Source organism: Burkholderia sp. Bp8998, from assembly GCF_003854235.1.
Taxonomy (GTDB): domain Bacteria; phylum Pseudomonadota; class Gammaproteobacteria; order Burkholderiales; family Burkholderiaceae; genus Burkholderia.
This window is the reverse complement of the sequence record NZ_QTQF01000004.1, coordinates 86,715-106,091: the sequence shown is the minus strand read 5'-3', so window position 1 is coordinate 106,091 and position 19,377 is coordinate 86,715. Positions and strand designations below refer to the sequence as shown.

General features: G+C 69.3%; 17 protein-coding genes, 2 pseudogenes and 1 riboswitch. Of the genes and pseudogenes, 14 read left to right on the top strand and 5 right to left on the bottom strand.

The annotated features are described in order from the left end of the window. Position 1: 1 nt before the first annotated feature. The gene (locus tag DIE06_RS06820; protein WP_124660743.1) at positions 2 to 310 is read right to left on the bottom strand and encodes a non-heme iron oxygenase ferredoxin subunit; all 309 of its coding nucleotides are present in this window, start codon (positions 308 to 310) and stop codon (positions 2 to 4) included. 36 nt (positions 311 to 346) lie between these two features. Then, a complete protein-coding gene (locus tag DIE06_RS06815; protein WP_124660742.1) occupies positions 347 to 1,432 on the bottom strand; it encodes a fatty acid desaturase family protein in 1,086 nt (361 codons plus the stop codon). A gap of 175 nt (positions 1,433 to 1,607) precedes the next feature. Between DIE06_RS06815 and DIE06_RS06810 the strand changes: the two genes are divergently transcribed. The 6 genes and pseudogenes from DIE06_RS06810 (at position 1,608) to DIE06_RS06785 (ending at position 7,836) form a co-directional block, all read left to right on the top strand. After that, a complete protein-coding gene (locus DIE06_RS06810; protein WP_124660741.1) occupies positions 1,608 to 2,672 on the top strand; it encodes a LacI family DNA-binding transcriptional regulator in 1,065 nt (354 codons plus the stop codon). 140 nt (positions 2,673 to 2,812) lie between these two features. Then, positions 2,813 to 3,799 (top strand): annotated as a pseudogene (locus DIE06_RS06805) (xylose isomerase); the annotation flags it as partial. 84 nt (positions 3,800 to 3,883) lie between these two features. Next, complete coding sequence (locus tag DIE06_RS06800; RefSeq protein WP_124660857.1) at positions 3,884 to 4,714, top strand: TIM barrel protein; 831 nt, start codon at positions 3,884 to 3,886, stop codon at positions 4,712 to 4,714. Positions 4,715 to 4,804: 90 nt separating this feature from the next. Continuing rightward, positions 4,805 to 5,926 carry a porin gene (locus tag DIE06_RS06795; RefSeq protein ID WP_124660740.1) on the top strand — a complete coding sequence of 374 codons (1,122 nt, stop codon included), beginning with the start codon at positions 4,805 to 4,807 and terminating at the stop codon, positions 5,924 to 5,926. 71 nt (positions 5,927 to 5,997) lie between these two features. Continuing rightward, positions 5,998 to 6,984 carry an inositol 2-dehydrogenase gene (gene iolG / locus DIE06_RS06790; protein WP_124660739.1) on the top strand — a complete coding sequence of 329 codons (987 nt, stop codon included), beginning with the start codon at positions 5,998 to 6,000 and terminating at the stop codon, positions 6,982 to 6,984. A gap of 165 nt (positions 6,985 to 7,149) precedes the next feature. Further along, a complete protein-coding gene (locus DIE06_RS06785; protein ID WP_124660738.1) occupies positions 7,150 to 7,836 on the top strand; it encodes an HAD family phosphatase in 687 nt (228 codons plus the stop codon). A 90-nt stretch (positions 7,837 to 7,926) separates the two neighbouring features. On the opposite strand, the gene ribB is transcribed toward DIE06_RS06785, so the two are convergent. Together ribB and DIE06_RS06775 are read right to left on the bottom strand one after the other, a co-directional pair. Further along, positions 7,927 to 8,637, bottom strand: a complete 711-nt coding sequence (ribB, locus tag DIE06_RS06780) for a 3,4-dihydroxy-2-butanone-4-phosphate synthase (RefSeq protein ID WP_124660737.1) — start codon at positions 8,635 to 8,637, stop codon at positions 7,927 to 7,929. Between the two features lie 118 nt (positions 8,638 to 8,755). Then, a riboswitch (FMN riboswitch) is annotated at positions 8,756 to 8,904 on the bottom strand. Positions 8,905 to 9,088: 184 nt separating this feature from the next. Beyond that, complete coding sequence (locus tag DIE06_RS06775) at positions 9,089 to 9,772, bottom strand: helix-turn-helix domain-containing protein (RefSeq protein WP_124660736.1); 684 nt, start codon at positions 9,770 to 9,772, stop codon at positions 9,089 to 9,091. A 190-nt stretch (positions 9,773 to 9,962) separates the two neighbouring features. Between DIE06_RS06775 and DIE06_RS06770 the strand changes: the two are divergent. From DIE06_RS06770 to lnt, 8 genes and pseudogenes are all read left to right on the top strand, one after another. Then, positions 9,963 to 10,064 (top strand): annotated as a pseudogene (locus DIE06_RS06770) (LysR family transcriptional regulator); the annotation flags it as partial. A gap of 272 nt (positions 10,065 to 10,336) precedes the next feature. After that, positions 10,337 to 11,710, top strand: a complete 1,374-nt coding sequence (gene miaB, locus DIE06_RS06765) for a tRNA (N6-isopentenyl adenosine(37)-C2)-methylthiotransferase MiaB (protein ID WP_124660735.1) — start codon at positions 10,337 to 10,339, stop codon at positions 11,708 to 11,710. A gap of 33 nt (positions 11,711 to 11,743) precedes the next feature. After that, the gene (locus DIE06_RS06760; RefSeq protein WP_124612639.1) at positions 11,744 to 12,790 is read left to right on the top strand and encodes a PhoH family protein; all 1,047 of its coding nucleotides are present in this window, start codon (positions 11,744 to 11,746) and stop codon (positions 12,788 to 12,790) included. 153 nt (positions 12,791 to 12,943) lie between these two features. After that, a complete protein-coding gene (gene ybeY, locus DIE06_RS06755; RefSeq protein WP_124660734.1) occupies positions 12,944 to 13,729 on the top strand; it encodes an rRNA maturation RNase YbeY in 786 nt (261 codons plus the stop codon). 14 nt (positions 13,730 to 13,743) lie between these two features. Next, positions 13,744 to 14,376 carry a gamma-glutamylcyclotransferase gene (locus DIE06_RS06750; protein ID WP_124660733.1) on the top strand — a complete coding sequence of 211 codons (633 nt, stop codon included), beginning with the start codon at positions 13,744 to 13,746 and terminating at the stop codon, positions 14,374 to 14,376. 67 nt (positions 14,377 to 14,443) lie between these two features. Further along, the gene (locus tag DIE06_RS38180) at positions 14,444 to 14,593 is read left to right on the top strand and encodes a hypothetical protein (RefSeq protein WP_185733360.1); all 150 of its coding nucleotides are present in this window, start codon (positions 14,444 to 14,446) and stop codon (positions 14,591 to 14,593) included. A gap of 296 nt (positions 14,594 to 14,889) precedes the next feature. Next, positions 14,890 to 15,777, top strand: a complete 888-nt coding sequence (locus tag DIE06_RS06745; RefSeq protein ID WP_124660732.1) for an HlyC/CorC family transporter — start codon at positions 14,890 to 14,892, stop codon at positions 15,775 to 15,777. A gap of 52 nt (positions 15,778 to 15,829) precedes the next feature. After that, a complete protein-coding gene (lnt, locus tag DIE06_RS06740; protein WP_124660731.1) occupies positions 15,830 to 17,530 on the top strand; it encodes an apolipoprotein N-acyltransferase in 1,701 nt (566 codons plus the stop codon). A 116-nt stretch (positions 17,531 to 17,646) separates the two neighbouring features. Here the strand turns inward: lnt and DIE06_RS06735 are convergent, their stop codons facing one another. Then, positions 17,647 to 19,284 carry a tetratricopeptide repeat protein gene (locus DIE06_RS06735; RefSeq protein ID WP_124660730.1) on the bottom strand — a complete coding sequence of 546 codons (1,638 nt, stop codon included), beginning with the start codon at positions 19,282 to 19,284 and terminating at the stop codon, positions 17,647 to 17,649. Between the last annotated feature and the right edge of the window lie 93 nt (positions 19,285 to 19,377).

Genomic DNA, 19,377 nt, shown 5'->3' with positions numbered 1-19,377 from the left:
GTCACACCTCGATCAGGATGCGGCCGTCCTCGACCTTCGCGCGGTAGGTGCGCAGCCTCTCGCAGGCGGGCGCCGACAGCGCCCGGCCGTCGCGCACGTCGAAGCGTCCGTTGTGCTTCGGGCATTCGATCACGTGATCGATCACGAGCCCGTCAGCGAGATGCACGTGCTCGTGCGTGCACAGCCCATCGCTCGCATACACGTTCCCGTCGATCCGGTAGATCGCGTACGTGCGGCCGTCGTGGTCGAAGCGGGCGACGTCCTCGTCGTCGATGTCGTCGAGGGCGCAGGTGTCGATCCATTGCGTCATGATGCGTGTCTCCTGGGTTGGAATGTTCGATGCGGATCAGGCGCGCGCCGCGTCGGGCACCGGCCGCACGACGTAATGGGACGGGTCGCGCGTCTGCCGGACGAGCGCCGGCACGATCTCCGCATACGCGGCCAGCGTGCTGCGGTACGGCGGCGGCATGTCGGCCTTCACGGCTTCATGCAGCTTCGGCAGCGCGTGGAACGGCACCATCGGGAACATGTGGTGTTCGACGTGGTAGTTCATGTTCCAGTACAGGAAGCGGAACACCGGATTCATCCTCACGGTGCGGCAGTTGCGCCGGTGATCGAGCACGTTCTCGGGCATGCCCGCGTGCTGCGTGAGGCCGAAGTACAGGTACAGCCACGCGCCGTAGAGGCTCGGCAGCCCGATGTACAGCAGCGGCAGGATCGTGTGCCAGACCAGCGACGCGCCGATCACGAGGGCATAAACGCTCAGATGAATGCGCGCCTCGCGCACGACCTTCGGCCACTCCGATTCGGGCACGTAGGTGCGTTCCTCGTCGTCGAGCCGGCCGGCGGATGCCAGCACGATCATCTTGCGCAGCTCGCCCGCCACATGCCTGAGCGCGACCACGTTCAGCGCGAGCCCGAGCCAGTCGGTCGGCTTCGGCGCGGCGATTTCCGGATCGCGCCCGACGACCAGCGTATCGGTGTGATGGCGCGCGTGGCTCCAGCGCCATACCGTCGCGCGGCGGAACACCTGGAACGACGCGACCTGGTACAGCACGTCGTTCATCCAGCGCGTGCGGAACGCGGTGCCGTGCCCGCACTCGTGCCAGCGCGAGTCGGCCGGGCTGCAGTAGAGCGTGCCGTACACGAAGAACGCGGGAATCGCCCACGCGGAATGCGCACGCCAGGCTAGCCACGCGAGCGCGCCGCTCGCGACGATCGCCGCGTACCAGATCAGCGTGTCGCGGATCGCGCGCGCGTCGCCGCGCTGCATCAGCTGCTTCATCAGCGGCCGCGGCACCGGGCACCGGTACCACTCGGCGTTGACGAGCCCCGCGGCCTGCGCACGCTCGCCGGCGCCGCCGATCATTCGGTATTCCTGACGGCGCGCCGCCGCGGTGCGGTCGTGCGCCTGGTCGTCCGTATGGGCCACTCGTGTCTCCTGGTTCTTCGTTTGCGGGAAGCGCGGCAAGCGCTTCGCATGCGTTCAAAATTAGGCGACGGCCGTGGCCCGCTCAATCGAAACGTTGACGAAATTTCGCCATCGCTTTAGCTTTCCGGTCAGCGCCACACCCCGCTGGCGACGACGGATAAACACGGAGACGACCATGGCCGACCCCACCGGTCCGCGCTGGCGCAAGCGCACCGCGCGCTTCGACGAGATCGCGGCGCTCGCCGGGGTCAGCACGACCACCGTCGACCGCGTGCTGAACGAGCGCGGCAGCGTGTCCGCACAGGCGCGCGAGCGCGTGGTCGCGGCCGCGCGCCAGCTCGGCGTGCCGCGCCAGTTGCCCGACACGCGGCACGGGCTGCTTCACGTCGACGTGCTGCTGCCCGACACCGACGCGCCGTTCTTCCGGCGGCTGCAGCAGGCGGTGCAGCGCTCGCTGCAGATGCTCGACCGGCGCGTGGTCGTGCACCGGACCATCCTGCCCGCCGCGGACGACGAACGCGCGGCCGCGCTGATCGAGCGGCCGGCCTACCGGCGCGCGGCGCTGATCGTCACCGCGCGCGACACGCCACGCGTGCGCGACGCGCTGGCCGGCGCGATCGCGCGCGGCGAAACCGTCGTCACGATGGTCACCGACATCGGCGGCATCGACCGCGTGCACTACGCGGGCATCGACAACTACCGCGCCGGGCGCACGGCCGGCTACTACATCGGCCGCCTCGCGGCGCGCCCCGGCCGCGTGCTGTTGCTGGGCGGACGCATGGGCTACCGCGCGCACGCCGACCGGATGGCCGGCTGCGTCGACCAGCTGCGCGAAGCATTTCCCGACCTCGGCTGCGACGACGCGCCGATCGAAACGCTCGACCAGGACGACCGCTGCTATCGCGCGGTGACGAACGCACTGCACGCGCACGACGACATCGTCGGGATCTACAACAGCGGCGCGGGCTCGGCCGGCATCGAGGCCGCGCTGCGCAAGGCGGGCGCGGCCGGGCGCGTCGTCTGGATCGGGCACGAGATGATCGACCTGCACCGCACCTACATCGAGGCCGGTTCGATGGACATCGCGATCGACCAGGATCCGGACGGCCAGGCGATTTCCGCGTTGCAGCATGTGCTGCACGCGTGCGGCATCGTCGAACAGCCGCCGCCGGGCGATCCGGTCGAATTCCGCGTGTTCTGCTCGGCCAACGTGCGCACCAGCGCATACCTGCCGGCCTGACGCCCGCCGCGCATCGCGCGGAGGCGCGTCACGGAAAAATCGACCGCCGCATTGGCGATTTTTCGTCAACGTTTGTCATGCAGCCCGCTCGGCACGTCCGTACATTTGGCAGCCATCCAGAACCAGAACGGATGGAGACGATGGCTGAAGCGATCCTCATCGGCGTGAACCTCGACGGCGTGCTCGAACACGACGGCCTGCCGCTGCCCACGCCCGCCGAGCGGTTCCGGATGATCGCCGGCGCCGGCGTGTTCGACTACGTCGAAAAGAACCCGGTGCGCGGCGAGGACCTGTCGCCGTATTTCGCGCTCGTCGACCGCCATGCACTGCCGATTCGCGTGATCGGCGGCATCTGGTGCGCCGGCCGCGACGAGGCGCACGTCGCCGAGATCGTCGACGCTGGCGCGCGGTTCGGCAGCACGGTGCTCAACTGCCAGCTGGTCGCGCACCACGCGGACGGCCATCCGCTGTCGGACGGCGAAGTCGCCGACTTCTACCTGCGCGCCTACGAACGCGGCGAGCCGGTCGGCTGCCTGCCGAGCCTGGAAGTGCACGTCGACATGTGGAGCGAGGATTTCCTGCGGATCGCGCGCGTCGCGCAATGTGTCGAGCAGGCCGGCGTGCCGTTCCGGATCACGCTCGACCATTCGCACCTGCTGTTCAAGATCGGCAATCGCGCCGAACTCGATGCGTCGGGCCTGCGCGGGCCGGTCGACAGCGTGCGGCACCTGCTCGACCCGGCCTCGCCGTCTGCCGTCTACGCCGACTGGATCGCACGCGGGTGGGTCCGGCACGCGCATGCGCGCAGCGTGATCCCGAACAATCCGGCGAACCGCTGGATGCGCCGCGCGGACGGCCGGCCCGGCCGCGGAATCCAGTACCCGTTCGTCGAACCGGCACCGGGCGCGTATCACGGCGAATGGCGCGCGGCGCCGCTCGACACGTGGAAAACGGCACTGCGGCACCTGCTGCAGTGGCAGGTTCAGGCGCGGCCGACACGGCTCGAGCAGATCAGCTGCGAGTTCATCCCGTTTCCGGACTACGGCGGCGGCGCCCGCTATTCGATCTTCGACAACAACGTCGCGTGCGCGCAGTGGCTGCGCGACACGTGGCGCGCGCTCGCCGCGGAACCGGCGGATGCGCCGGCCGCCACGCACGCGCGCAGCTTCACCCGATTCGCCCCGCCCCACTCGACACCCGAGGACAGAACGATGACGCAACAAGCATTCCACTTTTCGCTGAACCGGATGAGCGCGCCGCGCCTGCCGCTCGACCGCTATGTCGCGCTGTGCCGGCGGCTCGGCGTCGACACGATCGAGATCCGTAACGATCTCGACGGCGTCGAGATCACCGACGGCACGCCGGCTTCGGCCGTGCGCGCGACGGCCGAAGCCGGCGGCGTGACGATCCTGACGATCAACGCGCTGCAGCGCTTCGAGCAATGGAATGCCGAGCGCGCGGACGAAGCGACCGCGCTCGCCGACTACGCCGCGCAATGCGGTGCGCGCGCATTGGTGCTGTGCCCGACCAACAGCCGCGGCGACACGCGCGACGCCGACGCGCGCCACGCCGATCTCGTGAAGGCGCTCAAGGCGCTCAAGCCGATCCTCGACGCACGCGGCCTCCTTGGCTTCATCGAGCCGCTCGGCTTCGAGGAATGCGCGCTGCGCCGCAAGTCGGACGCGGTTAAGGGCATCTACGCCGCGTCCGGCGAGCAGGTTTTCCGGCTCGTGCACGACACGTTCCACCACCACCTGTCGGGCGAGGACATCTTCTTCCCGAACCTGACGGGCCTCGTGCACATCTCGGGCGTCGAGGAAAGCGACCTGCCGGTCGACCGGATGCGCGACGGCCATCGTGTGCTGGTCGGCGGCGCCGACCGGCTCGGCAACGTCCGGCAGCTGCGCGAGCTGCTCGCGCGCGGCTATCAAGGGGCATTCTCATTCGAGCCGTTTGCGAGCGAGATCGCGGAAGCGGACGACATCGAAGACCGGCTGCGCGCCAGCATCGATTATCTCCGCGGCGAACTCGCGGCTCGCTGAGCGTCGCGGCGGCGCACGCCGCCGCGGCAACCGCCGCGCGGGCAACAAGCAGACAATCCACAACAAAACGACGACAGGTATGGAGACGATATGAAACGAATCGCATTGACCGCGCTCGGCTGCTCAGGAATCCTCTGTTATTCAGCTGCTTTCGCACAGACGTCGGTCACGCTGTACGGCGTCGCCGACGCGGGCCTCGACTACGTGAGCCAGGTGCAGACCGGCAACGGCACCACCGCGTCGCGGCTGCGCGCGCAAAGCAGCGACTGGGGCGCAAGCCGGTTCGGGCTGCTCGGCCAGGAAGACATCGGCGGCGGCTATCGCGTGATCTTCAACCTCGAATCGGGCATCAACCTGATGTCGGGCAGCGCGGGCGACGGCAACAACCGCCTGTTCAGCCGCAAGGCGCTCGTCGGCGTGCGCCACGACCGGCTCGGCACGCTGTCGTTCGGCCGCAACCTGTTCATCGCGAACGACCAGTGGGACATGGATCCGCTGTTGCAACAGGCCTATTCCGCGACCGCGCTGGTGCGCAGCCGCAACGTGCCGATCACCAGCAACAACATCGAATACCGGTCGCCATCATGGAACGGCTTCAGCGTGCACGCGCAGTACGCGCTCGGCAACCAGGCCGGCGGCTTCAATCTCGGCGCGGCGAACGAATACGGCCGCAGCGACGGGATCCAGCTCACGTACCGCAACGACTTCGTGATGCTGCGTGCGATGTACGACGAACTGCGCGACGCGAACGGCCGGATGAGCAACGTGTTCACGAGCTCGCGCGAGGTCTTCGCCGGCGCGAACCTCTATTGGCGTGCGCTGACGTTGCAGGCCGCGTACACGCACCTGAATGCGCCCGACACGCCCGCCGGCCTCGCGCGCAATGCCGACCACTACTGGGTCGGCGCGCAGTATCGCGTGACGCCCGCGCTGTCGCTCGGCGGCGCCGCGTACTACGTGCACGTCGGATCAGGCGCGGGCGACGCGACGCACGACCCGTCCGGCAACGCGTCGATGTTCGCACTCGGCGGCGCGTACAGCCTGTCGAAGCGCACGTTGCTGTACGCGACCGTTGCGAACGTGCGCAACGCGAGCGGCTCGAATTTCTCGGTCGCGAACAACCATCCCGGCACGGACAACGACAACCTCGCGAATCCGCTGCCGGGCCGTTCGCAGACCGGCGTGAACATCGGCATCAACCATTCGTTTTGACGGACGACCCGGCGTGCGGCCGATGCGTGCCGCGCGCCGTCGACACACAACGGAGTCAACAGGAGAACACCATGATCGAATTTGCATTGTTCGGTGCGGGAAGAATCGGGAAGATCCACGCCGCGAATCTGGCGCGCCACCCCGGTGCGAAACTCAAGTACGTGGTCGACCGCCATGCGCCGTCGGCCGACGCGCTCGCGCACGCGCACGGCGCGCAGGTCGTCGACATCGAACGTGTGCTCGGCGACGCATCCGTGCAGGCCGTCGCGATCGCATCGAGCACCGATACGCACGCAGACCTGATCGTCGCCGCGGCGAATGCGGGCAAGGCCGTGTTCTGCGAGAAGCCGGTCGACCTGACCGTCGCGCGCTCGCGCGAATGCGCGGAGGTCGTGCGCCGTCGCGGCGTCACCTGCATGATCGGCTTCCAGCGCCGTTTCGATCCGACCTTCGCCGCGCTGAAGGCGCGCGTCGAGCGCGGCGAGATCGGCGCCCCGGAAATGCTGGTCGTCACGAGCCGCGACCCCGGCGCACCGCCCGTCGACTACATTCGCAGCTCGGGCGGCATCTTCAAGGACATGCTGATCCACGACTTCGACGTATTCCGCTGGATCCTCGGCGACGAAGCGCAGACGCTGCACGCGACCGGCAGTTGCCTGACCGACCCGGCCGTGCGCGATGCCGGCGACATCGATTCGACCGCCGTGACGATCCGCACGCGGCGCGGCCTGCTGTGCCAGATCAACACGTCGCGCCGCGCGGCGTACGGCTACGACCAGCGCTTCGAGCTGCTCGGCAGCAACGGGATGCTGCAGGCCGGCAACGTGCGGCCGACCGAAGTGACCGCATGGTCGGCGAACGGCATCGCCACGGACGTGCCCGAGCCGTTCTTCCTCGAGCGCTACCGGCACGCGTACGCGGCCGAGATCGCGCACTTCGTCGATGCGCTGCGCGACGGCACGCCGGTCAGGACGACGATCGACGACGGGCTCGCCGCGCTCGAGCTGGCGGAGGCCGCGATGACGTCGTGGCAGACGGGGCGCGTGGTCGAGGTGTGACGCGTGCGGTGCGTCGCCGCCATGCCGCGATACCAGGCCGGATCCGATCCGCCGGACCGGGCCGGCCGCGCAAGCGGGCTCGCCGAAACGTCGCGCGGCGCAGCCGCGAAAGCACGTATCATGGCGGGATGATCGGCGTCGCCGACACCCCGCTTCTTCACCACCATGCTCGATCACCTTATCTGCGACTGCGACGGCGTACTCGTCGACAGCGAAGTCATTGCCGACCGCGTGCTGTTCGAAACGCTGTCCGCCACCTTCCCGCACCTCGATTTCGAAGACGCCGCGAAGACCGCCTTCGGCCAGCAGACGTCGCGCTTTCTCGCGGGGCTCGAGGCGCATTTCGGCATCCGGATGCCCGACAACTTCATCGAGACCATCGAGCACAACATCGAAACCGGTCTCGCGCAATCGCTCGCGCCGATCACCGGCGTGCGCGACGCGCTGCTGAAGGTCGGCCTGCCGGCCGCGGTGGTCTCGAACAGCCGGCTCGTGCGCGTGCGCAGCTCGCTGAAACGCGCGTCGCTCACCGAAATCTTCGGCGATCGCGTGTTCAGCTCCGAGCAGGTCGCGCGGCCGAAGCCCTACCCCGACGTGTACCTGCATGCGGCGCACACGCTCGGCGTCGCGCCGGCGCGCTGCATCGTCGTCGAGGACAGCGTATCGGGCCTGAACGCCGCGCGCGCGGCGGGCATGAAGACGATCGCGTTCGTCGGCGCGAGCCACATCCCCGACAACTACGCGGACGCGCTGCGCGCGATGGGCATCACGCGGATCATGCGGAAGATGGATGAACTGCCGGCGCTCGTCGCGGCCGGCCTGCGCGGCGAATTCGGCGACGTGCAGTCCTGACGGACGCACGCGCCGGATCGACATCACCGGCGTGCGGCGCGATGCGCACGCCGTGCCGCGGGCGCGGCGGCGCGCCCGCTACGCCGGCCGTCAGGCCGGTTCGCAGCAGCGCTCGCGCGCGGCCGCCAGCGCCTCGCGGAATTCGACGAGTTCCGCGATCGTCAGCATCGGCAACCCGTGCTGCTGCGCGAAACGCTCGACGTCGTCGCCGCGCGTCATCGTGCCGTCCGGATTCATCAGCTCGCACAGCACGCCCGCCGGCTTCAGGCCCGCGAGGATCGACAGGTCGACCGTCCCTTCGGTGTGACCGCGACGCGCCCGCACGCCGCCCGGTTGCGCACGCAACGGAAACACGTGGCCGGGGCGCACGATGTCGTACGGCTTCGCATCGTCGGCGATCGCCGCGCGGATCGTCGTCACGCGATCGGCCGCGGACACGCCGGTATGCACGCCTTCGCGCGCCTCGATCGACACGGTGAACGCGGTGCCGTTGCGGCTCTCGTTGGTCTGCACCATCGGCGGCAGCTCAAGCGCGCGGACCTTGTCGTCGGTCAGGCACAGGCACACGATGCCGCTGCACTCGCGGATCAGGAGCGCCATCGTCTCGGGCGTGATGCGCTCGGCGGCGACGATCAGGTCGGCCTCGTTCTCACGGTCGTGATCGTCCTGCAACACGACCGCGCGGCCCGCGCGCAATGCGTCGAGCGCGGCGGCGATGCGCGGCGGCACCGGTTCGGAATCCAGCAACGGGAGATCGGCAAAGGCGTCGGCGGGTGCCGACGAAACGGACATGAAGGACATGTGAAACGCTCCTCGCAATGATGATTTGGGCGAAAAACGTTTCAGGGCATTGCAAACAGACAGAACGACAACCCGCTTCGCACGCATGACGAAGCGGCCCTGACGGACATGACTATCTGCACATCTTCTCTCATCCGGACTATGACCGTCGGCTCTGGCATTCGACCAGATCTGCTGACCCCGCGCGGCTGCGCGGGCGCTCGCGGGCTCGCCGGCTTTCGCCAGCCTACCGCCGGTGGGGAATTTCGCCCCGCCCTGAAGACGCACTGATTACCGGCCGGGATCTGTCCCGGACCGGCGGGCCAAGCATACATCAGCTGCGCGCACCGCGCAGCGAACCACACCTAAAACCTTACTGACGACTCCGTCTAACGGCATCGTCCGAACGGCCGACGTCGGGCCTGCCCGCCCGTCCCCGGTGGAACCGGCGCCGGCGCGGCGACCCGCGCACTCAGCCCGCCGCGTGCGCGGCGTCGGGCACGAGCCAGCGTGGCGGCACCTCGGGGCTCACCGTCACACGGAACGCGCGTGCCTCGCTGTCGCCGGGATTGCGCAGGCTGTACGGCTGATCGGCGTCGAACACGATCGCGTCGCCGGTCGCGAGCAACTGGCGGCGATCGTGCACGCCGACTTCGAGCGTGCCCTCGCTGACGACCAGGTTGACCGTCGTGCCGGGCGCGCGGCGCGCGCCGGCTTCCGTGTGCAGCGGCGCGATCCGCAGCTCGTGGAACTCGGCCGCGGCCGGCTCGCCTTCCGGATACAGCGCGCGCGCCGAGAAACGGCCGTTCGAGCTGACGACGCGCGCCGCACGCTCGGCCGCCAGGTGCTCGAAGCCGTTCACCGCGTGGCGGCGCAGGAATGCGGCGACCGATACCTTCAGCGCCGCGGCGATCTTGCAGAGCACCTTGATCGACGGCACGCTGCGCGCGGATTCGATCTGCGCGAGCATCGCCCGCGACACGCCGGACAGCCGCGCGAGCGCATCGAGCGACAACTGCCGCTCGGCGCGCAAGCGCGCGAGATTCACGCCGACGACCTGCTCGAGGACGTCGAGCGACGCGGCCGTCCGCGCGTCGGCGGCATTGCCGGACTCGAAGGACGACACGTCGCGCACCAGCGCCAGGGGTGAAGACATAGCATGGCCTCCGGGCCGCCGCGCGGCCCTGCGAATGGGGTAAGCCGGAATCGGGTTGCGCCATCAACGGCGCGTATCGAGACGCTATCACCCGGCCCCGACCCGGCAAACGAAGTTATCTTCACACCGTTATCAGCATCGCGGAGGAATGCGTTTCTCGCGAACCTTTTCCTGTCGCCATGACGTCGGGCGCTACATGGCGCCGCGCGTGCGCGTGCTGCTCGACTTCCGCGCCGAACGCTTCGCGCGCGAGGAAGCGGCGTTCGACGACCTGCTGAACGCGTGCCGCTGACGGTTGCCGCGGCGCCATATCGGGGTCGGAGCGCAACGAAGGGCGTCGCGCGGCTGCAACCCGCCAGCCGCCCGGGACGGCGTGTAAAGCTATAATGGAAGGCTTTCCCGACGGCCTTTTACGCGTTCACGCGTTACGACAGGCTCGCCCGGCGCGCGCTGCGCGCCCCGGTCCGCCACGCGGCACCGGCACGAGCCGCTGCATCGGCAGCAGCCGTCCCGATTCACCCTTGACGACGCCCCCAGGTCAACCACTGCGAACGGCGAATCCCCATGACCAAGAAAGTTTACGTAAAGACCTTCGGCTGCCAGATGAACGAGTACGACTCGGACAAGATGGTCGACGTGCTCAATGCGGCCGAAGGCCTCGAAAAGACCGATACCCCGGAAGACGCGGACATCATCCTGTTCAACACGTGCTCGGTGCGTGAGAAGGCGCAGGAAAAGGTGTTCTCCGATCTCGGCCGCGTACGCGAGCTGAAGGAAGCGAAGCCGGGCCTCCTGATCGGCGTCGGCGGCTGCGTCGCCAGCCAGGAAGGCGCGTCGATCGTGTCGCGCGCCCCGTACGTCGACCTCGTGTTCGGCCCGCAAACCTTGCACCGCCTGCCGCAGATGATCGACGCGCGCCGCGAGAGCGGCCGCGCGCAGGTCGACATCACGTTCCCCGAGATCGAGAAGTTCGACCACCTGCCGCCCGCGCGCGTCGAGGGGCCGAGTGCGTTCGTGTCGATCATGGAAGGCTGCTCGAAGTACTGCAGCTACTGCGTCGTGCCGTACACGCGCGGCGATGAAGTATCGCGCCCGCTCGACGACGTGCTGACCGAAGTGGCCGGCCTCGCCGACCAGGGCGTGCGCGAAGTCACGCTGCTCGGCCAGAACGTGAACGCGTACCGCGGCGCGCTGACGGCCGGGTCGACCGACATCGCCGATTTCGCGACGCTGATCGAATACGTCGCCGACATCCCCGGCATCGAGCGGATCCGCTACACGACGTCGCACCCGAAGGAATTCACGCAGCGCCTGATCGACACCTATGCGAAGGTGCCGAAGCTCGTGAGCCACCTGCACCTGCCGGTGCAGCATGGCTCCGACCGCATCCTGATGGCGATGAAGCGCGGCTACACGGTGCTGGAATACAAGTCGGTGATCCGCAAGCTGCGCGCGATCCGCCCGGACCTGTCGCTGTCGACCGACATGATCGTCGGCTTCCCCGGCGAGACCGAGGACGATTTCGACAAGATGATGGCGCTCGTGCACGAGATGAGCTACGACACCAGCTTCTCGTTCATCTACAGCCCGCGCCCCGGCACGCCGGCCGCGAACCTGCACGACGACACGCCGCGCGAGGTCAAGCTCAAACGCCTGCAACATCTGCAGGCGACGATCGAGGAGAACGTCGCGCGCATCAGCCAGTCGATGGTCGGGAAGGTCGAGCGGATCCTCGTCGAGGGCCCGTCGCGCAAGGACCCGAACGAGCTCGCGGGCCGCACCGAGAACAACCGTGTGGTGAATTTCCCGGCGCCGCTCGCGTCGCACCCGCGCCTGATCGGCCAGATGATCGACGTGAAGATCAACCATGCGTACCCGCACTCGCTGCGCGGCGAGCTCCTGCTCGTGAGCGACGACGCGAGCGCGGCCACCCACTGACCGACTGACGCTCAACAGGAGCCCGACGCTACTTTGAAGACCGTCCAAGCACTGGAATTCACCGCGCCGCGCGACGACAACGCGCGCCTCGCCAACCTCTGCGGCCCGCTCGACGAGAACCTGCGGCAGATCGAACAGGCGCTCGACGTCACGCTCGCGCGGCGCGGCCACCGGATCACGATCCGCGGGCGCGGCGCGAAGCTCGCGCTCGCGGCGCTCGAGAACTTCTACAACCGCGCACGCGATCCGCTATCGGTCGACGATATCCAGCTCGCGCTGGTCGAAGTGCGCCACACCTCGGGCAACGGCCGCCAGGACACGCTCGACGTGCGCTTTCGCGGCGACCCCGACCACCCGTTCGACGAGCCCGTCGTGCAGCTCGACGCGGAACTGCCGGACGAAGAGCCCGCGCCGAAGCTCTATACGCGGCGCGCCGACCTGCGCGGCCGCACGCCCGCGCAGCGCGAATACCTGAAGCAGATCCTGCAGCACGACGTGACGTTCGGCATCGGGCCGGCCGGCACCGGCAAGACCTACCTCGCGGTCGCGTGCGCGGTCGACGCGCTCGAGCGCGACCAGGTCAAGCGGATCGTGCTGACGCGCCCGGCCGTCGAGGCCGGCGAGCGGCTCGGCTTCCTGCCGGGCGATCTCGCGCAGAAGGTCGACCCCTACCTGCGGCCGCTGTACGACGCGCTGTACGACCTGCTCGGCTTCGACAAGACCGCGAAGATGTTCGAGCGCCAGATGATCGAGATCGCGCCGCTCGCGTACATGCGCGGCCGCACGCTGAACCACGCGTTCATCATCCTCGACGAGGCGCAGAACACGACGCCCGAGCAGATGAAGATGTTCCTCACGCGGATCGGCTTCGGCTCGAAGGCCGTCGTCACCGGCGACACGAGCCAGGTCGACCTGCCGCGCGGGCACAAGAGCGGCCTCGTCGAGGCGCAGCAGGTGCTCGGCGGCGTGCGCGGCATCGCGCTCACGCGCTTCACGAGCGCGGACGTCGTGCGGCATCCGCTCGTCGCGCGCATCGTCGAGGCGTACGACGACTTCCACGCGCAGCACAAGGACGCGTAACGAGCCGGCGGCGCCCGCGCGCCGCACCGGCCGACGGCCTGGCCCGCCCGACGGCGCGCCGGGCTTTTTTTCGCCCGCGCGCGGCCGGTTCGAATTCGGGAGCGATCGGCCGTTTGGTGTATCCTCAACGCGATTCCAATCGCCGCACCCGTCATGAAATCTTCCCGTTCTCGCAAGTCCGGCCGCGACCAGTCCGCCGCGTCCGATTTCCCCCGCCTTTCGCTGTTCGATGCGAAGGGCAAGGCCCGGACCGTCAACGCGCAAGGGCTTCGCATCGACTTCCCGGACGGCCGCAGCCTGATGTTCGACCTGTCGGGCAGCTCGGGCGAGGCAGCCGTCGCGATCGTCGCGCAGCACAACGATCCGGCGATGCGCGCGAAGCTCGCGCTGCAGCCCGAGCACTACGACAGCGTGACGCTGCACGTGGGTGCCGAACCCGCGCCGCGCGACGAGGAAATCGCGGAAATGGCGGACGAGCTGCGCGAGCTGGAGCTCGACCTGTCCGTGCAGTACGGCGACGAAATCACCGGCGACATCCGCAAGGCGCTCCCCAAGCGCAAGCTGATCGCCGAATGGATCGAGCCGGCGCTGTTCGCGAGCGCCCAGCTCACCGTGCGCTTCGTCGGCGAGGAAGAAGGCCGCACGCTGAACGCCGGCTACCGCCACAAGGACTACCCGACCAACGTGCTGACCTTCGCGTACGACCCGGCGCCCGACGGCACCGTGATCGGCGACCTCGTGCTGTGCTGTCCGGTCGTCGAGAAGGAGGCGCACGAACAGGGCAAGCCGCTCGCGGCCCACTACGCGCACCTGCTGGTGCACGGCGCGCTGCACGCGCAGGGCTACGATCACGAGACGAGCGACGAGGACGCCGCCGAAATGGAAGCGCTCGAAGTCGACATCCTCGCGAAGCTGGGCTTCCCGAACCCGTACCGGTAAGCGCCGTCCGCACCATGCACCACGCCGCGATGCTGCCGCCCGCCTACCCGCCGTCGATCGGCGAGGGACGGCTGCTGACGGAAGACGAGCTCGCGGCGTCGCTCGCGCACACGATGCGCGACTGGGACGGCCGGCAGGATCTCTGGCTGTTCGGCTATGGCTCGCTGATCTGGAACCCCGGGCTGCCGACCGTCGCCGCCGTGCGCGGCAAGGTGCACGGCTACCATCGCGGGCTCTACCTGTGGTCGCGCGTGAACCGCGGCACACCCGAACGTCCGGGCCTCGTGCTCGCGCTCGATCGCGGCGGCTCGTGCTCGGGCATCGCCTTCCGGCTCGCGGGCCCGACCGCACAGCCGCACCTCGAGACGCTGTGGAAACGCGAGATGCCGATGGGCTCGTACCGGCCCGCGTGGCTGCCGTGCTCGCTCGAGACCGGTGAACGCGTGAACGCGCTGGCATTCGTGATGCGCCGCGACGTGCCCACCTACACCGGCAAGCTGACCGACCCCGTCGTCAAGGAAGTGTTCAGCTGCGCGGCCGGCCGCTATGGCACGACGCTCGACTACGTGAGCCGCACCGTGGACGCGCTGCGCGCGAGCGGCATCCCCGATCGCGCGCTGGAAGGGCTGCTCGCGCGATGCCGGTGATGCCCGACCGGCCGGCTTGCACCCCACCGACCGCCGCACCCGTGCATTCGAAGGAGAATCCGCGCCCATGAACCCGTCACGCAGATCGCGCGCCATGCTGGCCGCGCTGCTCGTTGCCGCGAGCGTGGCGCTGTCCGGTTGCGGCATGTTCGGCTGCGGCGGCGCCGCGACCAACGGCGCGGCCGCCGGCGGCTGCTCCGCCGGCATGCGCTTCTGAGGGTCTGAGCGCGCGCCCGGCCTGCCCTGCGCGCGACGAAATGCCGCTGACGCCGACCAACCGGCCGGTCGCCTCCCGCTCCCCCGCTTTTTTGCCGCCGCTGCCCCGCCGCCCCTTTCTGAGATAGGATGGATACGAAGGACGGCGTCGCGCCCGGCGCGGCCGTTCCCCAGCGGGGCTTGCGTGCGCCGCCCGCCCCCGGCCGGATGGCCGGTGTGACACGGCCGCGCCATGCCCTTGGTGTATCCTTGCCTACTCCGTGACCGCGCGCCCCGGCATGACCCGGGCGCACCACCATGAACGATTCGTATCCCAGTCGTAAGCTCACCGACAAACCGCAAGAAAAGCGCTCGCTCCTCGAGCGCCTGACCGACTTCATTTCGCCCGAGCCGGAATCCCGGACCGAGCTGCTGGAAATCCTCCAGGACGCCCACGAACGCAACCTGATCGACGCCGACTCGCTGTCGATGATCGAAGGCGTGTTCCAGGTGTCCGACCTGTGCGCGCGCGACATCATGGTGCCGCGCGCGCAGATGGACGCGATCAACATCGCCGACAAGCCTGAAGACTTCATCCCGTTCGTCCTCGAGAAGGCGCACTCGCGCTACCCCGTGTACGAGGAGAACCGCGACAACGTGATCGGCGTGCTGCTCGCGAAAGACCTGCTGCGCTTCTATGCCGAAGAGGAATTCGACGTGCGCGGAATGCTGCGCCCCGCCGTGTTCATTCCCGAATCGAAGCGCCTGAACGTGCTGCTGCACGACTTCCGCGTGAACCGCAACCACCTCGCGATCGTCGTCGACGAATACGGCGGCGTCGCGGGCCTGATCACGATCGAGGACGTGCTCGAACAGATCGTCGGCGACATCGAGGACGAATACGACTTCGACGAGGAAGCCGGCAACATCATCTCGGGGCCGGACGGCCGCTTCCGCGTGCGCGCGCTCACCGAGATCGAACAATTCAACGACGCGTTCGGCACCGACTTCCCCGACGACGAGGTCGACACGATCGGCGGGCTGATCACCCATCATTTCGGCCGCGTGCCGCACCGCGGCGAGAAACTGCAACTCGGCAACCTCGTGTTCGAGATCCAGCGCGGCGATGCCCGCCAGGTCCACGTGCTGCTGGTGCGCCGCAATCCGCTCGCGAGCCGCCGCGCCGAAACCTCGCACGAGGACTGACCGTCTCGCGCCGGCCGCGTCTCCTTCAACCGCTCGCCCTCTTTCGCTTCACATGGACGATCCGATCCCGTCCCGCCCGGCTGGCGGTCTTCTCGCGCCGGCGCCCGGCCGCACGCTGCCGCGCTGGCACTATCCGGCCGCCCTGCTCGCCGGCGCGGCCAATACGCTCAGTTTCGCACCGACCCCGCACGGCGGCTGGCTGCAGCTCGTCGTATTCGTCTGGTTTTTCGCGCAGCTGACGCGCACGTCGAGCTGGCGCGGCGCCGCGCTCACCGGCGGCGCGTTCGGCTTCGGCAACTTCATCAGCGGCATCTGGTGGCTCTACATCAGCATGCACGTATACGGCGAGATGGCCGCGCCGCTCGCGGGCGGCGCGCTGGTGCTGTTCTCGCTGTACCTGTCGCTGTACCCGGCGTTCTCGGCGGGGCTCTGGTCGTTCTGCGCGGGCCATGCGCGGCATCGCCGCACACCCGATCCGCGGCCGTTCTCGCCGACCTGGCACGGCGCGTTCGCGTTCGCGAGCGCATGGGCGCTCGGCGAATGGCTGCGCGGCACCGTGTTCACCGGCTTTCCGTGGCTCGCGAGCGGCTATCCGCAGGTCGACGGCCCGTTCGCGGGCTTCGCGCCGGTCGTCGGCGTGTACGGGATCGCCTGGGTGCTCGCGCTGTTCGCCGCGCTGGTCGTGCAGGCCCTCGTTGCCGCGCGCCGGTCGGCCGCGGACGAGCGCGGTGCCGCCGGCAATGCGCGCGTGCCGAGCCTGTCCATGGCCGCGCCGGCCGGCATCGCCGTCGCGCTCGTCGCGGCCGGCATCGGGCTGTCGCAGGCCACGTGGACCGTGCCCGCGAACGCGCCGCTCACGGTACGGCTGCTGCAGGGCAACGTGAAGCAGGACATCAAGTTCGAGCAGGAAGGCATCGACGCGGCGATCAAGATGTACACGCAGATGATCGTCGAGAAGCCGGCCGACCTGATCGTCACGCCGGAGACCGCGATCGCGGTGATGATCCAGGAGCTGCCCGAACCGTTCGCCGTCGCGATCCGCAAGTTCAGCGACACGACGGGCTCGGCCGTGCTGTTCGGCGCGGTCGGCGCATCGGTGACGCCGGACGGCCATTACGTCGACTACACGAACAGCCTGTACGGCGTGACACCGCATTCGCGCGACATCTATCACTACGACAAGCACCATCTCGTGCCCTTCGGCGAATTCATCCCGTGGGGCTTCCGGTGGTTCGTCGACCTGATGAAGATGCCGCTCGGCGACTTCGCGCGCGGCGCGCCGGTGCAGAAGCCGTTCCTCGTGCACAACCAGCCGGTGATGGCCGACATCTGCTACGAGGACTTGTTCGGCGAGGAAATCGCCGCGACGATCCGCGACAACCCGCAGCCGCCCGGCGTGCTCGTCAACGTGACGAACCTCGCGTGGTTCGGCGACACGATCGCGCTCGACCAGCACCTGCAGATCGCGCGGATGCGTGCGCTCGAAACGGGCCGGCCGATGCTGCGCTCGACCAACACCGGGATGACGGCCGCGATCGACGCGCACGGCCGCGTGCTCGGCCAGCTGAAGCCGTTCACGATCGGCTCGCTCGACGTGCGGATCGAAGGCACGAGCGGCTTCACGCCGTACGTGACGAGCGGCAACAACATCGTGCTCGCGGTGTCGCTGGTGCTGCTCGCGTTCGGCTTCACGTTCGGGCCGGGACTGCGCCGCCGCAACGGCGCGAAGGCCGGCGACGACCGGAACGCTTGACGCATCGGGCCGCCGTCGCGCGCGGCGCGGCGGCTGCCGATCCCAGCCTGATGCATCGTCCGCACGACACGCCAGCAAGCCGGCGTGCATGAAGCAACGTCGCGCCGGCCCGCCGCTCAGGCCGACCGCTTCGCGTCCGCGGCCAGGCCGCGCAGATCCCGCCCGAGCGCGTTCATCACCGGCGCCCATGCGCCGAACGTCGGCTGCCGGTACAGCGTGGCGGTCGGATACCACGGGCTATCGGTGCGTTCGAGCAGCCACGGCCAGTGCGGATTCACGTCGAGCAGCACCCAGGTGCGTGCGCCGAGCGCGCCCGACAGGTGCGCGACCGACGTGCACACCGTGATCACCAGATCCAGCGCGCCGATGAACGCGGCCGTATCGTCGAAACTCTTCAGTTCGGCGGTGAAGTCTTCGATCGCGAAACCGGCCGCGCGCGCCGCGGCGACATCCGCGTCCGCGCCCGGCTGCAGCGAGTAGAACGCGACGCCGTCGATGCCGCGAAACGCCTCGGTGTAGCGCTCGAGCCCGACGCGCCGGAACGGATTGCGCTGGTGCCCCGCGCTGCCCGTCCACACGAGCCCGACCTTCAGCCGGCCATCGCGCGCGAGCCGCGCACGCCATGCGTCGCACGCTTGGCGGTCGGCATGCAGGTACGGCACCGACGCGCCGAGCGTCGACGTCTCCATCCCGAGCATCAACGGCAGGCCGATCAGCGGCACTTCGTAGTCGAACGCGGGCAGTTCGTCGACGCCGCCGCCCGCGCTGAACGCGTCCGCGTGTGCGCCGAGGCTGCGCTGCATCAGCGTGCCTACCTGCGGAAACGTATTCCACGCGAGCCGGCCGCCCTCGCGGTGCACGCGCTCGGCGAGCGGCGCGACGAAGCGCGTGAACTGCAGCACGTCGCCGAGCCCCTGCTCGCCCCAGACGAGCAACGTCTTGCCCGCGAGCGGCTCGCCCTGCCAGCGCGGGCCGGGCAGCAGCGGCCGGCGGCCGCGCAACTCGCCGGCACCGTCCCAGCGCGCCTCGTGGCCGCGCCAGCCGGCCGCGTAGTTGCCGCGCACGAGCTGGATGATCGCGAGGTTGAAACGGAACGACGCGTCGTCGGGCGCCAGTTCGCATGCGCGCGCCGCGTAGCGCTCGGCGTCGTCCCAGCGCTGCGCCTCCTTCATCGCCATCGCGATGTTGTTCAGCGCGAGCGCATTGTCGGGCGCGATCTCCGCGAGCCGCGCCGCACACGCGAGCGCGCCGTCGAGGTCCTGCGTCGCGAGCCGCGCGACGACCAGGTTGATCCACGCCTGCACGTCGTGCGGGTCGGCCTCCACGGCCGCGCCGAGCAGCGCGATTTCCTCGTTGCGGTCGCCGCCCGACAGCCGCAGCGCGATCGCCAGGTTGTTGCGCAGCGAAGGCCAGCCCGGATCGAGCGCATAGGCGGCGCGGTACGGCGCGACGGCGTCCGCGTGGCGGCCGAGCATCTGCAGCGCGTAGCCATGATTGAAACGGGCCCCGGCGCCCGGATGCACGCGCAGCGCGCATTCGGCCAGCGCGAGCGCCTCCGCCGCGCGCTGCCGTGCGACGAGCGCCGCGGTGAGCTGCGCAAGCGCGGCCATGTCGACGGCGTGCAGATGGCCGGCGGCGGCGAGCCAGAGCGCATGCGCGTCGCGCTCGCCGCGCGCGTGTGCGTCGGCGGCCTGCCCGAGCATCGCAAGCAGCGGCGGCATCAATGGAATGAGGAGGTCGTTCGAATCGTCCATGCGGTCCGGAGTGGGCAATCGGTCGTGCGGCAGGTGTCGCGCGCGCCGCAATACGCGCATCTTAACGCCCGCGCAACGCGGCGCGGCACGCGC

Bases quoted from the DNA above. Each gene is read 5' to 3' on its own strand.
- DIE06_RS06820 (WP_124660743.1), bottom strand. From the start codon at position 310: ATGACGCAATGGATCGACACCTGCGCCCTCGACGACATCGACGACGAG.
- DIE06_RS06810 (WP_124660741.1), top strand. From the start codon at position 1,608: ATGGCCGACCCCACCGGTCCGCGCTGGCGCAAGCGCACCGCGCGCTTC.
- DIE06_RS06800 (WP_124660857.1), top strand. From the start codon at position 3,884: ATGACGCAACAAGCATTCCACTTTTCGCTGAACCGGATGAGCGCGCCG.
- DIE06_RS06795 (WP_124660740.1), top strand. From the start codon at position 4,805: ATGAAACGAATCGCATTGACCGCGCTCGGCTGCTCAGGAATCCTCTGT.
- iolG (WP_124660739.1), top strand. From the start codon at position 5,998: ATGATCGAATTTGCATTGTTCGGTGCGGGAAGAATCGGGAAGATCCAC.
- DIE06_RS06785 (WP_124660738.1), top strand. From the start codon at position 7,150: ATGCTCGATCACCTTATCTGCGACTGCGACGGCGTACTCGTCGACAGC.
- ribB (WP_124660737.1), bottom strand. From the start codon at position 8,637: ATGTCCTTCATGTCCGTTTCGTCGGCACCCGCCGACGCCTTTGCCGAT.
- DIE06_RS06775 (WP_124660736.1), bottom strand. From the start codon at position 9,772: ATGTCTTCACCCCTGGCGCTGGTGCGCGACGTGTCGTCCTTCGAGTCC.
- miaB (WP_124660735.1), top strand. From the start codon at position 10,337: ATGACCAAGAAAGTTTACGTAAAGACCTTCGGCTGCCAGATGAACGAG.
- ybeY (WP_124660734.1), top strand. From the start codon at position 12,944: ATGAAATCTTCCCGTTCTCGCAAGTCCGGCCGCGACCAGTCCGCCGCG.
- DIE06_RS06750 (WP_124660733.1), top strand. From the start codon at position 13,744: ATGCACCACGCCGCGATGCTGCCGCCCGCCTACCCGCCGTCGATCGGC.
- DIE06_RS38180 (WP_185733360.1), top strand. From the start codon at position 14,444: ATGAACCCGTCACGCAGATCGCGCGCCATGCTGGCCGCGCTGCTCGTT.
- DIE06_RS06745 (WP_124660732.1), top strand. From the start codon at position 14,890: ATGAACGATTCGTATCCCAGTCGTAAGCTCACCGACAAACCGCAAGAA.
- lnt (WP_124660731.1), top strand. From the start codon at position 15,830: ATGGACGATCCGATCCCGTCCCGCCCGGCTGGCGGTCTTCTCGCGCCG.
- DIE06_RS06735 (WP_124660730.1), bottom strand. From the start codon at position 19,284: ATGGACGATTCGAACGACCTCCTCATTCCATTGATGCCGCCGCTGCTT.